This window comes from Flavobacterium gelidicaeli (genome assembly GCF_013294005.1).
Taxonomy (GTDB): domain Bacteria; phylum Bacteroidota; class Bacteroidia; order Flavobacteriales; family Flavobacteriaceae; genus Flavobacterium.
In genome coordinates this window covers 215,492-234,697 of sequence record NZ_JABSNK010000003.1, presented here as the reverse complement: position 1 = coordinate 234,697, position 19,206 = coordinate 215,492, and the positions used below count along the sequence as shown (strand labels likewise).

Genomic DNA, 19,206 nt, shown 5'->3' with positions numbered 1-19,206 from the left:
GAGGTTATATTTTAAATATAGCATTCAAGTTTGTATTACATATTTTTAAAAATAGTATGCATTAAACGCTTCTTATCATTGATACTTTCTTCAAGTGAGATCATAGTTTCTGTTCTATAAACACCATCAATATCATCAATCATAAAAATAACATCTTTTGCATGCTTTGTATCTTTTGCTCTAATTTTACAAAAAATATTAAATTTACCAGTTGTCACAGAAGCTACTGTTACAAAAGGAATTTCGTTGATTCTCTCTAAAACAAATTTAGTTTGTGAAGTATTGTTAAGAAAAACACCAACATAAGCGATAAAAGAGTACCCTAATTTATCATAGTCAAGTACTAGTGAAGATCCCATAATGATTCCAGCATCTTCCATTTTTTTAACCCTAACGTGCACAGTACCCGCAGAAATTAATAATTTCTTTGCTATATCTGTAAAAGGAACCCTTGTGTTGTCAATCAACATATCTAAAATTTGATGATCTACTTCATCTAAACGGAACTTACTCATATTCTTTTAATTAATATTATTATTTGCTCAAACAAAGTGTAAAAATATATATAAAAACATGAAAAGGATGTAAAATATTATTTTTTTATCAATCCATTAACACTTTTGATGTTATTATCTAATGAAAAATTGGCTTTTTGATTTAATTTCGGAAAACTCCCTTGCTCGTCACTATACTTTGCCCCTTGGGCATCATATTCAGTGTGAGCAAAATAACCGTCTAAATTGCCGATTTCTGATATATAAGCATTAAATGATACATTATTATCAATTAACTCTTCTTTGTATTGCGCAGCAAAATTCGTTATTTTTTCTATACCATCATAATTTATTTTGACATTTTTATATATAAAATCATAAAAAACGACTTTATTCTGAGGAATACTCAAATATTTGTCATATCCATTGCTAACTATATCGTTTTCGCAAAGTGTAGTAAAACTTGTAATTAATGCCATATATACATATTTACGTGTTTCCTCTCTTTGATAATCTTCTTGAAAATGCCCCGCTTCAAACAAAATCGTGGCAGCACCAAGGAATTGAAAAGTATCCCCAATACAGTCAATATTAAAGGAATCATCAAATCTACCTACTTGATTGGGGATATATTGTTGCAAAACGGTATTGATACCCGCAATTAAATTTATTGCCTTTAATCTTGATTCATTAACCTCACGCGCCTCATTATAAGCCGGTGCTAAGAACGATAATGTAGCTGGTTTACCAGAATCAGCTACACCAAATATTGTTCGCTGATCATGAAGATTAAAGCAGTAATCAGGCTGGAATTCTTCAAAAACAGCTCTAAGTAACTTACTTTCTGGTTGTGTTAAGTCTTGTGAATCCCTATTTAGATCTACTTTATTTGCATTTGCACGTGTATATAAGGTAGCGCCATCTGGATTCAACATGGGAATGGCACAAAATGTAAATGTATTTAAGAATTGTTTAGCTAAATCAGTACCACTGTGCAATAGATTTATAAAATCAAACAATGCTTTTGTAGTAGTACTTTCATTACCGTGCATTTGCGACCAGAGAAATATTTTAGTTTTCCCTTTTCCAATTTGATATTTATAAATAGGCCTTTCTAGTACTGATTTTCCAATAATTGAAAGTTGGTTATTAGTGTTTAATCGGTTTAATATTGGTTCAATATTTTCTAATGTAATGTATCTTCCTGAAATTGATTGTTCTTTATTCTCAGTGTATAGTTGTTCTAAATTCATAGCTTCTTATTTGGTTTACAAAAGTAAACATCTTTATTTTTACAATTGTAAACAATTAATTTAAGTTTTTTTTTATAATTGTAAACAGCCTAGTTTACTATTATAGTAGTATTAGCGCTTATTAAAATAACAATTGTTACTAATGTTAAATAAATACATCAAAATACTGTTCTTCAGTAGATTAATTTATCTAAGCTAAAGTATCAATGTAGATTTATATGGATTTAAAACACTGTTTACTTATGTAATATTGTTTAATCAACTTCTTTTTATTACATTTGTAAATAGCATTCTTTAAAATACAATTTACAATGGTAAACATCGAAGATTTTATAAAACGTCTAGAAATTATTTTGGATTATTATGGCATAAATGCCTCTGCTTTTGCTGATAAAATTGGTGTACAGCGCTCTAGTTTATCCCATCTATTATCTGGTAGAAATAAACCAAGTCTTGATTTTGTATTGAAAATTCTAGATGTTTATCCTGATGTAGATTTATATTGGATTTTAAACGGCAAAGGTAGTTTTCCAAAAAATGCTATTTCAGATACCGAAAAAAAAATACCCCACGCTCCTATTAATCATACCATCCCGAATGGCTTATTTGATGAAGAAAAAAATGAAAGTGTGGTGCAAATTCAAGATAAAAGAGAAACGGAAATGAAAACGATAAAAAAAACTAATGAAGCCGAAATTGATAAAATTGTAATTTTCTATAAAGACGGTACTTTCAAAAGTTATGTTCCATAAAAAAACCTCCATTCAGTTTATGAATTGAGGTTAAGCTTAATCATCTATAATTATAGTTTTACAATTTATTTTCAAAAAACAATTATTTAAACTCAAAGCCGTTTTTAGGAATTTTGCCTTTCACTCCTATAAAATGTTTGCTTAGGATGGCCAAATCTTCTTCGAGATTTCCTGTTGGCATTAATGGTTTACCTAAACTAACTTGTTTTCTTCCAAAATCAAATGTTACTGGAATAATAGGCACATTGGCCTTTAAGGCTATAAAATAAAAACCTGTTTTTATAGTATCTACTTTTTTACGCGTTCCCTCAGGTAATACGGCAAGTCTAAAAACTTCTTTTCGATCAAAAATAGCCGCAATCGAATCAACTTTATTTAATCCTCCCGACCTATCCAGAGGTTCTCCGCCCATATATTTGAAATAATAATTCAGTGGGAATTTAAACAATTCTTTTTTTCCAACCCAATTCATTTCTAATCCTGTAATTCCTCTTGTAAAAATTCCTAAATAAAAATCGTGCGCACTAGTATGTGGCATCACCATCATCACGCATTTTTTTACTTCGGGTGCAATAGTTCCCACTATTTTCCAACCCATTAAGCGAAAAAATATCCATTTGTAAATTACTTCCTTCATTCTTATGATTTTTTATGCAAAATATATAATTTAAAGCTTATTTTTGCGAAAAAGTTATATTGATGTTAAAAAAAATAATGAGTTATCTCATTCCAATAAAAATATATACCTTAAAATCAGCCTTAAGTAAATCAATTGAAGTAACTTGGTACAACGGAAAACTAGTATTAGATTCTGAAAATACAAATTATTCTTACGGAAGTTTACAACTAATTTTACGTCTTGGTTTAAAAAAAATTGGTTTTTCTAAGATATTAAACATGAATCATATTCTGATCTTAGGTGTTGCAGGTGGTAGCGTAATTAAAACACTAGTTGATGAAGTTAAATTTAAAGGTAAAATTACAGGTGTTGAGATTGATCCTGATATTATTGAAGTTGCAAATAATTACTTCAATTTAAACCAAATTGACCAATTAGAGATTGTTATTGATGATGCTTTTGAGTTTGTTTTAAAAACCAAAGATAAATATGATTTAATAATCATCGATGTATTTCAAGATACTAAAATGCCTAATTTTCTGTTCGAAGAATACTTTGTAAACCGAGTTTGTTTTTTATTGAATAAATCAGGCGTAGTGTTATTCAACACAATGTTATTGACTGAGCAAGACAACATAAGAAATAAGAAATATGTAACTGATTATAATGTAGCAAATTATAAGATTAGAACTATTCCGAGAGTGGAAGTTCACAATGAATTAATTTTGATCGAAAAGCAAGATTAAAGAGTTGTATCGTTTTCCAAAATCATTAAGCGTCAAACATGAAAAAAATAATCCGAAAACTTCTTTTAGGAAACGTTACTAAAATGGGGAAACCTAAATTTAATCCTATTGAAAGAAGGATTCAAAATATAAAAGCGATTTGGAATAACGATCATCAAGATGACAACGGGATCGAAAAAATTGTACGCTTGTTTCTCGCTTCTTCTCAATTATTTTTTCCTGGGATTTACATTAAATATTTAGTTTCTAAAAAAGGATCTGAATATGAGGATTTAACAGTAGATTTTTATGTTTTATTTAAAGTAGCGCTTCCTTTAATGATTATAGTAAATCAGTGGCAGGATAATAAATTTATCTTAGCAATTATGGTTTACTTAATGCTGGAAACCGTATTATACATTCCTACTTTAATTTTTGCATCAGACTTATTCTCAAAACCACGTTCTTATAAAAGATCAATGCTACTGTTGTTTTTAAATTATCTAGAAATGGTATTTGCTTTTGGCGTTTTATATTCATGTGATAATTATCTAAATAAACCATTTGATCATTGGTACGATCCTATTTATTTTAGCACTGTAACCTCCTCCACCATTGGTTTTGGGGAATATTATCCCGTCAAAGCTTTTGGTAAGTTTCTAGTAAGTATGCAAGCACTTTTGGTTTTAATGTATGTTGTATTGTTCTTGAATTTTTTCTCTACCAAGGTTAAGTCTAAAGGTTATTTTGAACAAGATGGCACTGATTAATTAAAGCATTTTTCTGGCCTTTTCTAAATCTTCAATCGTGTCAATCCCAATTCCTACATGTGTAGTTTCTACCATTTTGATGCGTTTGCCAAATTCTAAATAGCGTAGTTGCTCTAATTTTTCGGATGCTTCCAAAGATTTCATTGGTAAACTATAAAAATCAAGTAATGCTTGTTTTCTGAAAGCATAAATGCCAATGTGTTGCATGTAACGCACACCCACATTTCTCTCTCTAGGAAACGGAATAACAGAACGTGAGAAATACAAAGCAAAAGCATTTTGATCTGTAACTACTTTTACATTATTGGGATTATTGATTTCGTCTTCATCAGTGATTTTACGCATTAAAGAGGCTAGGTCAACTTTTTTATCCTCATCGTTTTTAAAAACCTCAATAATTTCTTTTAAAGGCTCTGCATTTATAAAGGGTTCGTCACCTTGTACATTAATAACAATATCCACATCCAGATGTTCCACTGCTTCTGCAATTCGGTCACTACCAGATTCATGTTCTTTAATACTCATAATCGCTTTTCCACCTTGAGAAACAATTTCGTCATAAATTAAATCCGAATCAGTAACCACAAAAACATCATCAAATAAATGTGTTCCTACAGCCGCTTCATAGGTTCTTAAAATGACTGTTTTTCCTCCCAAATCCTGCATCAGTTTTGCTGGAAATCGTGTAGAAGCGTAACGTGCTGGAATGACTGCTATTATTTTCATATTATTTTTGTTTGCTATAGCGCTAAAGTAATTGGAAATTTTGATAAAATAAATAGCTATTCATGAGAATAATTAATAAACCGTTTATTTTAATTTTGACTATTAATAAATATTATTAATTTGGTATTAAGTAAACTATAAGATCACTCCACAAAACTATCATCTTTAAAACCAATCAAGTATAATTTGTTTTTTGCTCTCGTCATAGCGGTATACAACCATCTTATATAGTCACGGTCAATACCGTTAGGCAAATAAGGTTGCTCAACAAAAACGGTGTTCCACTGTCCTCCTTGAGATTTGTGACAAGTGATTGCATAGGAGAATTTTACTTGCAATCCATTAAAATACTCGTTGGCTTTTACTTTTTGGAATTTCTTGTATTTGGTCGTTTCGCTCTCATAATCTTTCATCACTTCTTCATACAATCTGTTTGATTCTTCATACGTAAGTGATGGTGATTCACTTTTTATGGTATCTAATAATAAAACTGTTTCTAAAGGTTTTTGATTGGGATAATCTACCATGCGTATTTTTACATTGGCAAATTTAAAACCGTACAATTCTTGAATTTTAAAAATCTCGAGTATTTCTATAATATCACCATTGGCAATAAAACCAGCTTCATCAGCATCTTTCAACCAGAAATAATTGTTCTTTACCACCATTAAAAAATCGCCTGTAGAAAGCTCACTTTCTTTATCCAAAATTTTAGTTCTAATTTGCTCATTATATTGATTGGCTCTTTTATTAGATCGCACAATAAATGCAGTATCTTCAATACTATAATTGCTATAAGCCGAATTTATAGCATCCTGAATATCATAACCATCAGTTAATCGCACAATATCTTTGAATTTTTTTACATCAAATTTGAAATCGGTTATGAAGGAGTCTTTCAATAATTCCCGCAACTCTGTAGCATTGAATAAGATTCCAGAATCCCCTTCTTGACGCATCACTTCGTCTAACTCAATATGTTCAATTTCTTTATTATAATGTAAACCCAAAGTATGAATATCCAGCGCCGGACTAATGTCTAAATTCACAGGAGGCAACTGTGCGGTATCTCCTAGCAGAATCATTTTACAGTTAGTTCCAGAATACACATACGAAATCAAGTCATCTAAAAGGGAGCCATTCTCATATAATTTAGAGTCTGAATTGGAATCAGAAATCATCGAAGCTTCATCCACAATAAAAATCGTGTTTTTATGCTTGTTTTGTTGCAAGGTGAAGGATACCCCACCGCCAGAAGATTTCTTGGGGAAATATATTTTTTTATGAATTGTAAACGCTGGTTTTTCAGAATAATTGGCAATTACTTTTGCAGCACGACCAGTGGGCGCTAGCAAAACATACTTTTTATTAAGTTCCAGCAAATTATTTACAATAGTTGAAATCACTGTAGTTTTTCCGGTTCCTGCGTATCCTTTAAGTACAAAAATAGTGTCGTTATGAGTATCAGTCAAAAAAATAGCAATCTTTTGAAAGAAGATATCCTGATTATAGGTTGGGCTAAAAGGAAATTTTTTACGTAAAAGACTATAAAACAGGGAGGAATTCATTGTGATGTTGTTAAGGCAAAGTGAACCTCAAATATAAGGATGAATTTTGGAGCAACCATATAAATTGACCATAAATCATCCTCTAAATTACCCTCAAACTAATAATGAATTTAACACGCATTCTTTGTAACTTTGCTTCTTTACCTTTTACAATAAAGAATGATATCCATTACAGAAAAAACATTACAAGATTTACAATTTCCTACGGTTCTCGAAACTATTTCGGCAATATGTAATACTGATTTAGGGAAACAAAAAGCATTAGAAATTATTCCATTTAGAGACAAAGAAAGTTTGATGGAATCTTTGATGCAAACATCTGAATATGTTTCTTCTTTTCAAAATAATAACGCGATTCCCAATCATGGATTTGATGCCATAACGCACGAAATAAAATTTCTAGCCATTGAGGACAGTTTTCTTGAAGTAGGTAGTTTTAGAAAAATTGCTACGCTATCTGCTACAGTGAATTTTTTATTGAATTACTTCAAAAAATTCGAAGATTACTACCCTCATTTAAACAACAGAGCCAAACAAGTCGAATTTACTAAGGACATCATCACTCAAATAGATGTTATAGTTGATAAATATGGAGAAATTAAAGACAGCGCTTCGCCTCTATTACTGGATATTCGTAGAAATATGAATACCGTACGAGGGAAAGTGAATCAAAGCTTCGGTTCTGCTTTGACGCAGTACAACAGCTTAGGCTATTTGGATGATATTAAAGAAAGTTTTGTTCAAAATCGTCGTGTTTTAGCTGTTTTAGCCATGTACCGCCGTAAAGTAAAGGGGTCTATTTTAGGAAGTTCTAAAACAGGTAGTATTGCCTATATTGAACCCGAAGCGACTTTGAGATATTCTCGTGAACTAAGTAATTTAGAATACGAGGAAGCTGAGGAAATTACCCGTATTTTAAAAAATTTATCGAATGTAATTCGCCCTTATTTGCCGTTATTAATTCAGTACCAAGACTTTTTAAGTGATATTGATGTTCTTGCTGCAAAAGCAAAATATGCTAATAAAATTAACGGAATTTTACCTGCAATTACCAACAACAGACGACTTTATTTTAGAGATGCCTACCACCCTATTTTGTACTTGAACAACAAGCAAAAAAAGGAAATCACGCATCCACAAACAATTGAATTACAACAAGAAAACCGAATTATTGTAATATCAGGACCCAATGCTGGTGGTAAAACCATCTCATTAAAAACAGTTGGTTTACTGCAATTAATGTTACAATCAGGAATGTTGATTCCAGTACACGAACGTTCCGAAACTTTTTTATTCGATAGAATACTTACAGATATTGGAGATAATCAATCTATTGAAAATCATCTAAGTACCTACAGTTACCGATTGAAGAACATGAACTACTTTTTAAAGAAGTGTAATGATAAAACAATGTTCTTAATTGACGAATTTGGTACGGGTTCTGATCCCGAATTGGGTGGTGCTCTTGCCGAGATTTTCTTGGAAGAGTTTTATCATCGTGAAGCGTTTGGAATTATTACTACTCATTATTCTAATTTGAAAATTTTAGCAAATGAGTTGCCTTTTGCCACAAATGCCAACATGCTTTTTGATGAGAAAACCTTAGAGCCCATGTACAAATTAGTACTAGGCCAAGCCGGAAGTTCGTTTACTTTTGAGGTCGCTTTAAAAAACGGAATCCCTTTTAGTTTAATCAATCGCGCCAAGAAGAAAATTGAAGTGGGAAAAGTTCGTTTTGACAAAACAATTGCTACGCTTCAAAAAGAACGTTCTAAAATGGAAAAAACTTCACAGACATTAAAAGAAGAAGAAACCAAAGCGCGTGAAGAAGGTAAAAAGATGGAAAACATCAATACCAAGATAAAACAAAAATTAGAAAGCTATCAAGAATTGTACGATAGCAATCAAAAAACAATATATATAGGTCAAAAAATTGAAGATATCTCTGAGAAGTACTTCAACAACAAAAACAAAAAAGACCTAATAGGAGAATTTTTAAAAATTATCGAAATTGAAAATTCTAAACGTAAAAAAGCAACTCCTAAAGAGGTAAAAGCGATCGTTGAGAAGAAAAAAGAAATCATCAAAGAAGCTGAAGTCATTGTAGAGGAAATTCGAAAAGAGAAAAAAGAAAAAAAACTCAAACCAGTCATCGAAAAGCCAAAAGCAATCATTCGTTTAGGCGATCGTGTGCGCATGCTTGATGGTAAAGCTGTAGGCACAATTGATGCGATTGAAAAAAATAAAGCCACGGTTAATTACGGCATGTTTACGTCAAAAGTAAGCATGGATGAACTGGAGCTAGTCGAAGCAATGAAAAAGAAATAGATAATTTACCATTGAGATGAAAGAAGCTGTCATATAAAGAACGTAAAACACATTACAATGGGTGGAGCGAACGGGATTGCTTCATGCCTCGAAATGACAAATAAAATCAGCAAACAATGTCATTGTGACGAAGTAAGCAATCACAAAAAACGTCAAACATATTATAACGGATGCAGCGAGCGGGATCGCTTCGTTCCTCGCAATGACAAAAAAAATAAAAATGCAAAAACTACCTGAAAACAAAAAAATAGTACTCTTTGACGGCGTTTGCAATTTGTGTGATTCGGCGGTGCAGTTTATTATTAAAAACGACAAAAAAGACATATTTAGATTTGCTTCATTGCAATCAGAAATTGGACAGGAAATCTGCAAACATATCGGTATTGATGTTTCAAAAATGGATAGTATTATATTGTATGAGCCTGGAATTGCTTATTATTACAAATCAGAAGCAGCTTTGAATATTACTAGTGATCTGGGTGGTGCGATTAGTCTTTTGTCGGTCTTTAAAGTGTTGCCTTCTGGTTTTAGTAATGTAGTTTATGATTTTATTGCACGCAACCGTTACAAATGGTATGGCAAGAAAGAAAGCTGCATGATTCCGCCAGCCGATTTAAAATCAAAATTTTTAGATTAAGCGATTTTGGTTTAACCCTCTTTTAAAATTATAATTCTACTCCCGAAACTTTGTGATGCTGAAAATAGTAGAAAAGTAATTAATTTAATCTCCTCTACTTGAATTGCACTTCCTCTGCCCCTGATTGTAGCGGCAGCCCCGATTGAAAAAAGTTATTTTTTACAGGAATAGCAGAGCGACCAGCGGAAGCTCCTGCTATGACTTAGTAAAAAAACTTTATGAAAGAGGGCTATAGCAGAAAGCAGGATTAGGCTCTAGTTCGAACATATTACAGATAATTTGTTAATTAAGTATAAATTTTACTGTTATTACTAAAATAAATCAATTTTATTTGTCAGGATTAGAATTAAGCGACGACTATATTAGTAAACCATTAAAATTATATACTATGAAAGTTATGAAAATGATTTGGATACTTAGTCTGTTTTTAGGCCTGAGCTCCTGTATTAGCGAAGATATTGTTAATGATGAAATAGACGAAAGCATCCGGATTAATACTAATTTTTCAAATTTTGCTGTTGGGCAATCTTTAGTATTAGATGCCTTATTTTTTGACAGTCAAGGTATAAAGCAAACTGTAGATTTTAGCTTAAAATCAAATAATACGGCTGTTATCACCGTAGATAATACAACCAAAAAGATTAATGCAATAAGCAAAGGTGATGCTGAAATTGTAATTTCGACATTTTATGAGGGTAAATCAATTGAAACGACTATTGCAGTTACAGTTATTGAAAACAGCGTTACTCCTACTCCAGTAGCCAATGTAAAAATTGGAAGTATTACTAAAACGAGCTCTTACGCTTCTGCAGGTGACTTTGAAATCACTGAAATTCCAGGAGGTATCCGAATTAAGTTTGCAAGTAATTATCGTGCAGACCAGTCCTTACCCGGTTTTGCAATGTATTTAACTAACAATCCTAATGTGATTAACGGAGCACTCAAAATTGATTCGCAAGGTGATGCCGATGGAGTTACTTACAATGGAGCTTTTACGCTTGATGTGATGGGTGTAGGAATTAATGATTATGGCTATTTGACACATTGGTGTGAGCCTTTTAAAATAAAAGTGGGAGAAGCAATAATCAAAAACAAATAATGATGACCAATAAATTTACAAAAATAGCAATTGTACTAGTGATGATAACGCAAATGTCATACGGTCAATGGAACAAAGGAAAAGGAAATGGCTATTATAAACTAGCTGCAAGTTCACTAGTAGCTGATGAGCATTTTACAAGCGCGAAAGAAAAGGATCCTAATATTACCCGTGGAAATTTTGTTGTGAGTGCTTATGGTGAATACGGAATTAGTGATAAAATAGACCTTATTGCCTATGTACCGCTTTTAGCTAGAGTGTATCAAAATAAGCAAGTTTCTGGTAAAACGGGAAATACAATTTCAGACGGTGAGGCAGTAAATTCAATTGGTGATATTGATTTGGGCGTTCGTTACGGCATTTTAAAAAATGATATAATAGCCTTGTCAGGAACCTTAAAATTAGGATTACCAACAGGAAAAAAATCTGGAGGAACTGATGGTAGTCTGCAAACTGGTGATGGAGAATTTAATCAGTTACTTCAATTAGATTTAGGATTTCCTTTTAAAGTTAGTGGCCATAATTGGTATGGAAAAATATATTCTGGTTTTAATAATAGAAATAATGGATTCTCTGATGAATATCATTTTGGAGGCGAAATTGGAAGTAAATTTTATGATAAAGTATTTATTGCGCTAAAATCTAGCAATGTTCGTTCGTTTAACAATGGTAACTTAGTTGGAACTGGCCAAGGGATTTTTGCAAATAATGTCGAATATACCAATCTAGGCTTAGAAGCAGCTTACTATATTTCAACTAAATTTGGTGTAAGTTTGAATTACACTGAAATACTATCTGGAAAAATTACCTATGCAGCACCTACCTATAGCGCTGGTTTATTTTTGGATATTCAGTAATTAGATTAGCTTTTTATCTGTATACACACTAAAAACTGACTTTTATCATATTTTTTATAGCTCTTGATTTTTACTTTTGTACACTTAAATCTATACATTATGAAAAAAGGAGTACTTATAAATTGGGATAATGGTTCAATAATTATCGTTTTTGTCTTTGGGTTAGTAATTATAGCTTTAGTAGCTGCAGTAGTTTTAATGATGAATAACGATAAAAAGAAGAAATAAAAAAAGGATATCCAGTACGGATATCCTTTTTTTAGCTTCATAATTAAAGGAATTATCCTCTGATTAATTTTCTGTATTTCAAACGTTTTGGAGTTAAATCACCACCTAAACGTTTTTTCTTATTTTCTTCATATTCAGAGAAACCACCTTCAAAATAATACACATCAGAGTTTCCTTCAAAGGCTAGAATGTGCGTACAAATTCTATCTAAGAACCATCTGTCGTGAGATATTACTACCGCACAACCAGCAAAGTTATCCAAACCTTCTTCTAATGCACGTAGTGTATTAATATCCAGGTCATTGGTAGGCTCATCCAGTAATAATACGTTACCTTCCTCTTTTAAAGTCATTGCAAGGTGCAAACGGTTACGCTCTCCACCAGAAAGTGTGGATACTTTTTTGTTTTGATCACTTCCTCCAAAGTTGAAACGGCTTAAGTAAGCACGAGAATTCACTTGACGGCCACCCATCATAATTAATTCTTGACCATCACAAAAGTTTTCCCAGATTGATTTATTAGGATCAATATTAGAATGCGCTTGATCTACATAGGCAATCTTTACAGTATCACCAATTTCAAATTCACCTGCATCTGGTTTCTCTTCACCCATTATCATTCTGAAAATAGTCGATTTACCCGCACCGTTGGGCCCGATGATTCCAACGATTCCAGCTTGTGGTAAAGTGAAGTTTAAATTATCGTATAATAATTTATCTCCATACGCTTTAGAAACTCCTTTTGCCTCAATTACATTGGTACCTAAACGTGGTCCATTAGGAATATAAATTTCTAATTTCTCATCTAATGCTTTTTGATCTTCATTAAGCATTTTATCATAGTTTTGTAAACGCGCTTTTTGTTTTGTTTGACGTCCTTTGGCACCTTGACGAACCCAGTCCAGCTCACGTTCTAAGTTTTTTCTACGTTTTGAAGCTACTTTTTCTTCAAGAGCCATTCTGCTTGATTTTTGGTCCAACCAAGAAGAATAGTTCCCTTTCCATGGAATACCTTCTCCTCTATCTAACTCTAAAATCCATCCTGCAACGTTATCAAGGAAATATCTATCGTGTGTTACCGCGATTACTGTTCCTGAATATTGAGCTAAATGTTGTTCTAACCATAAAACCGACTCCGCATCCAAGTGATTCGTAGGCTCATCCAGTAACAATACATCTGGTTGTTGCAACAACAAACGACATAGAGCCACACGACGACGCTCACCACCCGAAAGATTTTTGATAGGCGTATCTCCATCTGGCGTGCGCAATGCATCCATAGCAATCTCTAGTTTGGTGTCAATTTCCCAAGCACCTAATGCATCAATTTTATCTTGTAAAGCGGCTTGACGGTCCATTAATTTGTCCATCTTATCTGCGTCAGAATAGTTTTCTTCAAGACCAAATAAGTCGTTGATTTTGTTGTATTCTTCTAGAACTTGCATTGTTTCGGCAACACCTTCACGTACAATTTCGATTACAGTTTTGCTATCGTCAAGAATAGGTTCTTGTTCTAAATAACCTACAGTGTAACCTGGTGCGAAAACAACATCACCTTGGTAATTTTTATCAACTCCAGCTATAATTTTTAATAAAGAGGACTTTCCTGATCCGTTAAGACCTAAAATACCAATTTTAGCTCCATAGAAAAAGCTTAAATAAATATTCTTAAGTACTGGTTTGTCTGCTCCTGTGTAGGTTTTACTCAATTTTGACATTGAGAAAATCACTTTCTTATCGTCTGACATTTTTTATAATTTAAAATTTAAAATAATTTACAATCTCCCTTTTAGCGAACTAAAAACCCATGCATTTGCTAAGAACCCTACTCCAGTAGCGGCAAAACCCCATCCAGATACATCTCTATATCTAAAAAAACCGAGACCTATTAATAACAAACCCATCAATATCATAATTAAAGTGGCCCATCCTAAAATGGTATTCTTATTCATTCCCATATTTTGCTTTATTTTTAATATGCAAATATCGCTAATTTTTAATCGTTAATTAAATATTTTGTAGAGCATTTCTCTTAAAAGGTCATAATTAGACATCGATTGTGCCCCAACTCCTTTACTCTTAACGTCTATATCCCGTAATGTAGCCACAATTTGGCTTACTTTTCTCATGGGGTAATTCTTTAGAGCAACATCGTAATCTTTTAAGAAAAACGGACTAACACCTAACACTGCAGCTACATTCTTAGGATTTCGATCTTTTAACCCATGGTATTTAAGTAGTTGGATAAAAAAACTAAAAACCAAACTCGTAGTAACCACCATAGGATTATCCTTTGGGTTGTTAGCAAAATTATCCGCAATAGTATATGCTTTTAATTGGTTGCGTTCACCAATTGCTTTTCGTAACTCAAAAACATTAAAATCTTTACTAAAACCAATGTTCTCCTCAATATCCTTTGGAGTAATCGTGCTTCCCTTTGGTAAAATAATTTGTAATTTTTCAAGTTCGTTGTTAATCTTACTTAAGTCAGTACCTAAAAACTCCACTAACATTGCTGAAGCTTTGGGTTCAATATTGTATTTCTTACCTGCCAGAACACGTTTAATCCAGTCCCCTACTTGGTTATCATACAGTTTTTTACTTTCGTAAACAATCCCAGCTTTAGCAAGTAGCTTGGTTGTTTTTTTACGCTTATCTAAGGTTTTGTACTTGTAGCAAAACACAAGAACGGTGCTAGGCATAGGATTCTCAGCATAGGATTCTAACTTATCAATAGTACGGCTTAAATCCTGCGCTTCCTTAACAATAACCACTTGACGATCTGCCATCATAGGATATCGTTTTGCAGTCGAGACAATATCTTCAATTGATACATCTCTACCGTACAAAACCGTTTGATTAAAACCTTTTTCCTCTTCAGTCAAAACGTTTTTCTCAATATAATCTGATAATTTGTCAATATAATAGGACTCCTCACCCATCAAAAAATAGATTGGTTTTATATTACCCGCCTTTATATCATTAACAATTTTTATTACTTCGTCCATTTATATTCTTTCAATTTAAAAAAAAATCATATCTTTTTATAAGTTCCATTTGGGCGTGCCACCAGTAAAAAAAAGGGCTTCACTCACTTTGTACTTATAAAGCCCTTTTCTTCACTGCTGTCGGGCTATCCATGCTACTTCGGTAGCTTATTCCTATCCCTCACGCGGGAATTTAGGTAAACCAATTCGTTTTAGATTAAAAACCACTTAAATACAAAACTGCAAAATTTAAAAAATGCTGCGAGTATGCTAATTATGCAGTTCCTATCCCAAAAAAAACATTATTTTTGTGCTATGCAAAAACTAAATTTTCCTTCTTATACATTTCGATTCAAAAATAGCGAAAATAAAGTGGCTATCTTTGATGAAATTAGGAAAAAATTTATCATTCTAACACCCGAAGAATGGGTACGTCAACATGTAGTACTCTTTTTATTAGAAGAAAAAAAGTATCCAAAATCAATGATAAACGTAGAAAAAGTTTTAAAAGTCAACGGCTTGCGAAAAAGGTATGACGTTGTCGTTTTTAATCCTGATGGTTCTATTTTTGTACTTATTGAATGTAAAGCCCCCGAAATTAAAATTGCTCAAGCTACCTTTGACCAAATCGCCCGTTATAATATGACTATGAAAGCCGATTATTTAATGGTGACCAACGGATTGAATCATTACTTTTGCCAAATGGATTATGAAAATGAAAAATACGAATTCTTACGAGACTTACCTGATTTTGGTCAATCCAAAGCCGTACTTTAAATTCATTTACGATTATAAAAACATAAAATATTTATTTTGAAAAAAATCGCAGTCGTTATACTTAATTGGAATGGTGTTTCACTCTTAGAACAGTTTTTGCCATCTATAATTGCTTATTCACCAGAAGCAACTATTTATATCGCTGATAATGCTTCAACAGACACTTCTATTGAGTTTATAAAAAATACTTATCCTGAAGTACAAATTGTAATTAACAAAGCTAATTACGGTTTTGCACAAGGCTATAATGAAGCGTTACAACATATTGATGCTCAAATTTATGCCTTAGTAAATTCAGATATTGAGGTAACTAAGAATTGGTTACAGCCCATACTGGAAACTTTTGAAAAGGAACCTAAAACTGCAATAATTCAGCCAAAAATCTTAGATTTTAAAAAGAAGAATTACTTTGAATACGCTGGAGCTGCTGGCGGTTTCATTGATAAATATGGCTACCCCTATTGTCGGGGACGAATTTTTGACACACTTGAAGAAGATTTAAGTCAATACAACGATAATAGAACAATTTTTTGGGCATCAGGAGCTTGCTTTTTTATTAGAAGCCAAGTTTATAAAGAATTAGCGGGTTTTGATGCTGATTTCTTTGCACACCAAGAAGAAATAGATTTATGTTGGCGAGCTATAAATAAAGGACATACTATTAAATACAATTACCAATCTGTGGTATATCATGTAGGTGGCGCAACGCTGCAACAAGGCAATCCAAGGAAAACCTACCTCAATTTCAGAAATTCGCTATTAATGTTGACTAAAAATTTACCCAAAGAAAAGTTATACTTGGTACTTTTTACCCGTATGGTTCTTGACGGTGTTGCAGGAATACAATTTATTTTTAAAGGAAAATGGAAACATTTCACAGCCATTTTAAAAGCACATTTTGATTTTCACGCCTTATTCTCAAAAGCTTATAAAAAAAGAGGGGATTTCCAGCACCAAAAGTACTATAGCACTAAAAGTATCGTTTATAGTTATTACATAAAGGCTGGCAAGGTATTTGTTAAGTAATTTTAACAGAACTTTATGTCCAATATGTAATCATTAAAAACTAAATTTGTAATTCAACTAAACATTAAATTTTATGAAAAAAATCGTAATCGCCTTATCTGTTATGGCACTTTTAAGTTCATGCGTTTCTAAAAAGAAATACGCTGACCTAGAAGCAAAAAATAAAGAAACTCAAGATTTATTAAATTCTGCTACTGTCAAGTTAAATTCTTGTTTAGAAGAGAAAGCAGGGCTTACAGCTACTGTATCAGGATTAAGAGAGCACAATCAAACACTTATTAGTACGTCTAAAGACATGACTGTTTTAACTACTAAAGGTGCTGAAAATATCGAAAAAGCTTTAGAATCTATCAAAGAGAAAGATTTAAAAATAAGCAGAATGCAAGATGCATTAACTAAAAAAGACAGCGTTACACTTGCTGTTGTTACTAGTTTAAAAAGTGCTGTTGGAATATCTGACCCAGACATCGAAATTAACGTTGAAAAAGGAGTTGTTTTTATCTCAATCGCTGATAAATTATTATTCAAATCAGGAAGCTACGAAGTAACTGATAAAGCAAAAGGTGTTTTAGCTAAAGTGGCTAAAGTAGTAAATGACAAACCAGATTTTGAATGTATGGTTGAAGGTCATACTGATAATGTTCCTTATAACGGAAGTGGTGTTTTACTTGACAACTGGGATTTAAGTGTGAAACGTTCTACATCTATTATTCGTGTTTTAACAAACCAATTAGGTGTTAAACCAGAACAACTTATCGCTGCGGGTAGAAGTTCTTACGTACCATTAGTTGATAATGATACTGCTGAAAACAGAGCACGTAATAGAAGAACACGTATTGTTGTTTTACCTAAAATTGACCAATTCTACGAAATGATTGAAAAAGAAATGAAAAAACAAACTAAATAGTTTTTAATTCTTTTAGAATAATTAAAAGCGCCTCGATATTCGAGGCGCTTTTTTTATGCAATTAAAGGAACATCAATTATAATAATAGAATATACCAATAACCATATAATATAGTCGTAATTCGTTTTTTGACAGTGGGCGAACCTCGAAAAGCAACAATTGTTACCTATTCCATTTGAAATAAATTTAGACTGTTTTTATCATTACTACTGATAAAAAAAATTGAGTGCTATTTCATAAGACTTACACCAAAAAGAAAAAGCAGGTCTTGCGACCTGCTTTAATGTATCCTTAATCTTTTTCTAATAACCAATTAAATATAATTAAGAATAACATACTTTTAAATTGTATATCCTTATGCTAATATAAAAAATATTAGAGTAAAATCAAATATTTTGCCAATAAATTATATAATATCAATATCTCCTTTTCCTGCTCTAACTACAACTGGCTCATCTCCAGACAAATCAATGATAGTTGACCCAACATTATCTCCATAACCACCATCAATAACCAAGTCTACTTGATTTTGCCACTTTTCAAAAATTAACTCTGGATCTGTAGTATACTCAATTACATCATCATCATCGCGAATAGAAGTTGAAACAATAGGATTTCCTAATTGACGTACTATTTCTAAAGCAATTGCATTATTTGGAACACGAATACCTACCGTTGTTTTCTTCTTGAATTCCTTTGGTAAATTATTATTACCAGGTAAAATAAAGGTATAAGGACCAGGCAAGGCTCTCTTTAAAATTTTAAAAGTAGCGGTGTCAATTTGCCTCACATAGTCAGATATATTGCTTAAATCGTGGCATACAAAGGAAAAATTAGCTTTCTCTAGTTTGATCCCTTTTATTTTTGCAATACGCTCTAATGCTTTGGTATTAGTGATATCACAACCTAGACCATAAACCGTATCAGTAGGATATATAACTAATCCCCCATCTTTTAAAACCTTAACAACTTTCGCAATAGCTGCTTCATTAGGTTTGTCTTCGTATATTTTTAAAAATTGTGCCATTTTCTTTTAATTTAACTACAAAGTTAACCTTTATTTTTTCTTTTTGTGTTTTAAGATGCCGCGTTCGCTAAAATCGAGTCCGTAATTAATCCATCGCAGCAATTGATTATCCGTTTTAAAAGCCTCTTTTTCGATAAATAAAAACCCTTTTATAATTTTTTTAGTAAAATCCATTGGTTTAACATGATTCTCCTCAAGTAATGTTTCGTAAAATTCATCCATAACCCGCAGCATTATCTCCTCCTGCATAATACCGAAACACATTTTATCATTAACCATAAAAGTGTTCCCTCCAAACATTTTCTTTTGCTTAAAATCAACATTCATTTCAATCAAAATTTTTTCTATACGCAGCGATAAAAGTTCGTTATAAGGCATTTTTTAAGTTATTAATGATTTAATAATATTTGTATAACGTTATATATTT

General features: G+C 32.1%; 21 protein-coding genes. 11 read left to right on the top strand and 10 right to left on the bottom strand.

All coding sequences use genetic code 11. The annotated features are described in order from the left end of the window. Nucleotides 1-35: 35 nt before the first annotated feature. Together HNP99_RS05825 and HNP99_RS05820 are read right to left on the bottom strand one after the other, a co-directional pair. Nucleotides 36-515, bottom strand: coding sequence for an Lrp/AsnC family transcriptional regulator (locus HNP99_RS05825; RefSeq protein WP_072943262.1), 480 nt, complete (start codon nucleotides 513-515; stop codon nucleotides 36-38). A gap of 77 nt (nucleotides 516-592) precedes the next feature. Further along, nucleotides 593-1,747 (bottom strand): M14 family metallopeptidase, encoded by a 1,155-nt coding sequence (locus HNP99_RS05820; protein ID WP_173852248.1) that lies wholly within the window; start codon nucleotides 1,745-1,747, stop codon nucleotides 593-595. Nucleotides 1,748-2,058: 311 nt separating this feature from the next. Between HNP99_RS05820 and HNP99_RS05815 the strand changes: the two genes are divergently transcribed. Beyond that, nucleotides 2,059-2,499: a helix-turn-helix domain-containing protein gene (locus HNP99_RS05815; protein WP_173852246.1), complete on the top strand. Its 441-nt coding sequence runs from the start codon at nucleotides 2,059-2,061 to the stop codon at nucleotides 2,497-2,499. An 82-nt stretch (nucleotides 2,500-2,581) separates the two neighbouring features. Here the strand turns inward: HNP99_RS05815 and HNP99_RS05810 are convergent, their stop codons facing one another. Next, nucleotides 2,582-3,136 (bottom strand): 1-acyl-sn-glycerol-3-phosphate acyltransferase, encoded by a 555-nt coding sequence (locus HNP99_RS05810; protein ID WP_173852244.1) that lies wholly within the window; start codon nucleotides 3,134-3,136, stop codon nucleotides 2,582-2,584. A gap of 62 nt (nucleotides 3,137-3,198) precedes the next feature. On the opposite strand from HNP99_RS05810, the gene HNP99_RS05805 reads away from it, so the two are divergent. Both HNP99_RS05805 and HNP99_RS05800 read left to right on the top strand, forming a co-directional pair. Further along, the gene (locus tag HNP99_RS05805) at nucleotides 3,199-3,864 is read left to right on the top strand and encodes a spermidine synthase (RefSeq protein WP_173852242.1); all 666 of its coding nucleotides are present in this window, start codon (nucleotides 3,199-3,201) and stop codon (nucleotides 3,862-3,864) included. Between the two features lie 38 nt (nucleotides 3,865-3,902). Further along, on the top strand, nucleotides 3,903-4,613 hold the full coding sequence (locus HNP99_RS05800; RefSeq protein ID WP_173852240.1) for a potassium channel family protein: 711 nt from the start codon (nucleotides 3,903-3,905) through the stop codon (nucleotides 4,611-4,613). Here the strand turns inward: HNP99_RS05800 and kdsB are convergent, their stop codons facing one another. Beyond that, nucleotides 4,614-5,339, bottom strand: a complete 726-nt coding sequence (kdsB, locus tag HNP99_RS05795; RefSeq protein WP_173852238.1) for a 3-deoxy-manno-octulosonate cytidylyltransferase — start codon at nucleotides 5,337-5,339, stop codon at nucleotides 4,614-4,616. Nucleotides 5,340-5,482: 143 nt separating this feature from the next. Then, nucleotides 5,483-6,907 carry an ATP-dependent DNA helicase gene (locus HNP99_RS05790; protein WP_173852236.1) on the bottom strand — a complete coding sequence of 475 codons (1,425 nt, stop codon included), beginning with the start codon at nucleotides 6,905-6,907 and terminating at the stop codon, nucleotides 5,483-5,485. Between the two features lie 159 nt (nucleotides 6,908-7,066). Between HNP99_RS05790 and HNP99_RS05785 the strand changes: the two genes are divergently transcribed. From HNP99_RS05785 to HNP99_RS17770, 5 genes are all read left to right on the top strand, one after another. After that, complete coding sequence (locus HNP99_RS05785; RefSeq protein WP_173852234.1) at nucleotides 7,067-9,235, top strand: endonuclease MutS2; 2,169 nt, start codon at nucleotides 7,067-7,069, stop codon at nucleotides 9,233-9,235. Between the two features lie 220 nt (nucleotides 9,236-9,455). Continuing rightward, a complete protein-coding gene (locus HNP99_RS05780) occupies nucleotides 9,456-9,872 on the top strand; it encodes a thiol-disulfide oxidoreductase DCC family protein (protein WP_173852232.1) in 417 nt (138 codons plus the stop codon). Between the two features lie 388 nt (nucleotides 9,873-10,260). Further along, entirely contained in the window at nucleotides 10,261-10,971 is a 711-nt protein-coding gene (locus tag HNP99_RS05775) for a hypothetical protein (protein WP_173852230.1), read from the top strand. Then, the gene (locus HNP99_RS05770; RefSeq protein WP_173852228.1) at nucleotides 10,971-11,828 is read left to right on the top strand and encodes a hypothetical protein; all 858 of its coding nucleotides are present in this window, start codon (nucleotides 10,971-10,973) and stop codon (nucleotides 11,826-11,828) included. The genes HNP99_RS05775 and HNP99_RS05770 overlap by 1 nt, the downstream gene beginning before the upstream one ends. Before the next feature lie 99 nt (nucleotides 11,829-11,927). Continuing rightward, a complete protein-coding gene (locus tag HNP99_RS17770) occupies nucleotides 11,928-12,056 on the top strand; it encodes a hypothetical protein (RefSeq protein WP_255505328.1) in 129 nt (42 codons plus the stop codon). Nucleotides 12,057-12,108: 52 nt separating this feature from the next. On the opposite strand, the gene ettA is transcribed toward HNP99_RS17770, so the two are convergent. The 3 genes from ettA to holA are packed head-to-tail and all read right to left on the bottom strand — an operon-like array spanning nucleotide 12,109 to nucleotide 15,063. Beyond that, the gene (ettA, locus tag HNP99_RS05765; RefSeq protein ID WP_173852226.1) at nucleotides 12,109-13,803 is read right to left on the bottom strand and encodes an energy-dependent translational throttle protein EttA; all 1,695 of its coding nucleotides are present in this window, start codon (nucleotides 13,801-13,803) and stop codon (nucleotides 12,109-12,111) included. 27 nt (nucleotides 13,804-13,830) lie between these two features. Continuing rightward, nucleotides 13,831-14,013 (bottom strand): CAL67264 family membrane protein, encoded by a 183-nt coding sequence (locus tag HNP99_RS05760; RefSeq protein ID WP_173852224.1) that lies wholly within the window; start codon nucleotides 14,011-14,013, stop codon nucleotides 13,831-13,833. 45 nt (nucleotides 14,014-14,058) lie between these two features. After that, nucleotides 14,059-15,063: a DNA polymerase III subunit delta gene (gene holA / locus HNP99_RS05755; RefSeq protein ID WP_173852222.1), complete on the bottom strand. Its 1,005-nt coding sequence runs from the start codon at nucleotides 15,061-15,063 to the stop codon at nucleotides 14,059-14,061. A gap of 294 nt (nucleotides 15,064-15,357) precedes the next feature. On the opposite strand from holA, the gene HNP99_RS05750 reads away from it, so the two are divergent. The 3 genes from HNP99_RS05750 to HNP99_RS05740 all read left to right on the top strand — a co-directional run bounded on the left by HNP99_RS05750 (nucleotide 15,358) and on the right by HNP99_RS05740 (nucleotide 17,752). Next, nucleotides 15,358-15,819 carry a type I restriction enzyme HsdR N-terminal domain-containing protein gene (locus HNP99_RS05750; RefSeq protein ID WP_173852220.1) on the top strand — a complete coding sequence of 154 codons (462 nt, stop codon included), beginning with the start codon at nucleotides 15,358-15,360 and terminating at the stop codon, nucleotides 15,817-15,819. A 36-nt stretch (nucleotides 15,820-15,855) separates the two neighbouring features. Further along, nucleotides 15,856-16,845 (top strand): glycosyltransferase family 2 protein, encoded by a 990-nt coding sequence (locus HNP99_RS05745; protein WP_173852218.1) that lies wholly within the window; start codon nucleotides 15,856-15,858, stop codon nucleotides 16,843-16,845. 73 nt (nucleotides 16,846-16,918) lie between these two features. Then, nucleotides 16,919-17,752 carry an OmpA/MotB family protein gene (locus HNP99_RS05740; RefSeq protein ID WP_173852216.1) on the top strand — a complete coding sequence of 278 codons (834 nt, stop codon included), beginning with the start codon at nucleotides 16,919-16,921 and terminating at the stop codon, nucleotides 17,750-17,752. Between the two features lie 406 nt (nucleotides 17,753-18,158). Here the strand turns inward: HNP99_RS05740 and HNP99_RS05735 are convergent, their stop codons facing one another. Beyond that, nucleotides 18,159-18,779, bottom strand: coding sequence for an L-threonylcarbamoyladenylate synthase (locus HNP99_RS05735; RefSeq protein ID WP_173852214.1), 621 nt, complete (start codon nucleotides 18,777-18,779; stop codon nucleotides 18,159-18,161). Between the two features lie 30 nt (nucleotides 18,780-18,809). After that, a complete protein-coding gene (locus HNP99_RS05730; protein WP_173852212.1) occupies nucleotides 18,810-19,157 on the bottom strand; it encodes a TfoX/Sxy family protein in 348 nt (115 codons plus the stop codon). Nucleotides 19,158-19,206 lie beyond the last annotated feature (49 nt).

Bases quoted from the DNA above. Each gene is read 5' to 3' on its own strand.
- HNP99_RS05825 (WP_072943262.1), bottom strand. From the start codon at position 515: ATGAGTAAGTTCCGTTTAGATGAAGTAGATCATCAAATTTTAGATATG.
- HNP99_RS05820 (WP_173852248.1), bottom strand. From the start codon at position 1,747: ATGAATTTAGAACAACTATACACTGAGAATAAAGAACAATCAATTTCA.
- HNP99_RS05815 (WP_173852246.1), top strand. From the start codon at position 2,059: ATGGTAAACATCGAAGATTTTATAAAACGTCTAGAAATTATTTTGGAT.
- HNP99_RS05810 (WP_173852244.1), bottom strand. From the start codon at position 3,136: ATGAAGGAAGTAATTTACAAATGGATATTTTTTCGCTTAATGGGTTGG.
- HNP99_RS05805 (WP_173852242.1), top strand. From the start codon at position 3,199: ATGTTAAAAAAAATAATGAGTTATCTCATTCCAATAAAAATATATACC.
- HNP99_RS05800 (WP_173852240.1), top strand. From the start codon at position 3,903: ATGAAAAAAATAATCCGAAAACTTCTTTTAGGAAACGTTACTAAAATG.
- kdsB (WP_173852238.1), bottom strand. From the start codon at position 5,339: ATGAAAATAATAGCAGTCATTCCAGCACGTTACGCTTCTACACGATTT.
- HNP99_RS05790 (WP_173852236.1), bottom strand. From the start codon at position 6,907: ATGAATTCCTCCCTGTTTTATAGTCTTTTACGTAAAAAATTTCCTTTT.
- HNP99_RS05785 (WP_173852234.1), top strand. From the start codon at position 7,067: ATGATATCCATTACAGAAAAAACATTACAAGATTTACAATTTCCTACG.
- HNP99_RS05780 (WP_173852232.1), top strand. From the start codon at position 9,456: ATGCAAAAACTACCTGAAAACAAAAAAATAGTACTCTTTGACGGCGTT.
- HNP99_RS05775 (WP_173852230.1), top strand. From the start codon at position 10,261: ATGAAAGTTATGAAAATGATTTGGATACTTAGTCTGTTTTTAGGCCTG.
- HNP99_RS05770 (WP_173852228.1), top strand. From the start codon at position 10,971: ATGATGACCAATAAATTTACAAAAATAGCAATTGTACTAGTGATGATA.
- HNP99_RS17770 (WP_255505328.1), top strand. From the start codon at position 11,928: ATGAAAAAAGGAGTACTTATAAATTGGGATAATGGTTCAATAATTATC.
- ettA (WP_173852226.1), bottom strand. From the start codon at position 13,803: ATGTCAGACGATAAGAAAGTGATTTTCTCAATGTCAAAATTGAGTAAA.
- HNP99_RS05760 (WP_173852224.1), bottom strand. From the start codon at position 14,013: ATGGGAATGAATAAGAATACCATTTTAGGATGGGCCACTTTAATTATG.
- holA (WP_173852222.1), bottom strand. From the start codon at position 15,063: ATGGACGAAGTAATAAAAATTGTTAATGATATAAAGGCGGGTAATATA.
- HNP99_RS05750 (WP_173852220.1), top strand. From the start codon at position 15,358: ATGCAAAAACTAAATTTTCCTTCTTATACATTTCGATTCAAAAATAGC.
- HNP99_RS05740 (WP_173852216.1), top strand. From the start codon at position 16,919: ATGAAAAAAATCGTAATCGCCTTATCTGTTATGGCACTTTTAAGTTCA.
- HNP99_RS05735 (WP_173852214.1), bottom strand. From the start codon at position 18,779: ATGGCACAATTTTTAAAAATATACGAAGACAAACCTAATGAAGCAGCT.
- HNP99_RS05730 (WP_173852212.1), bottom strand. From the start codon at position 19,157: ATGCCTTATAACGAACTTTTATCGCTGCGTATAGAAAAAATTTTGATT.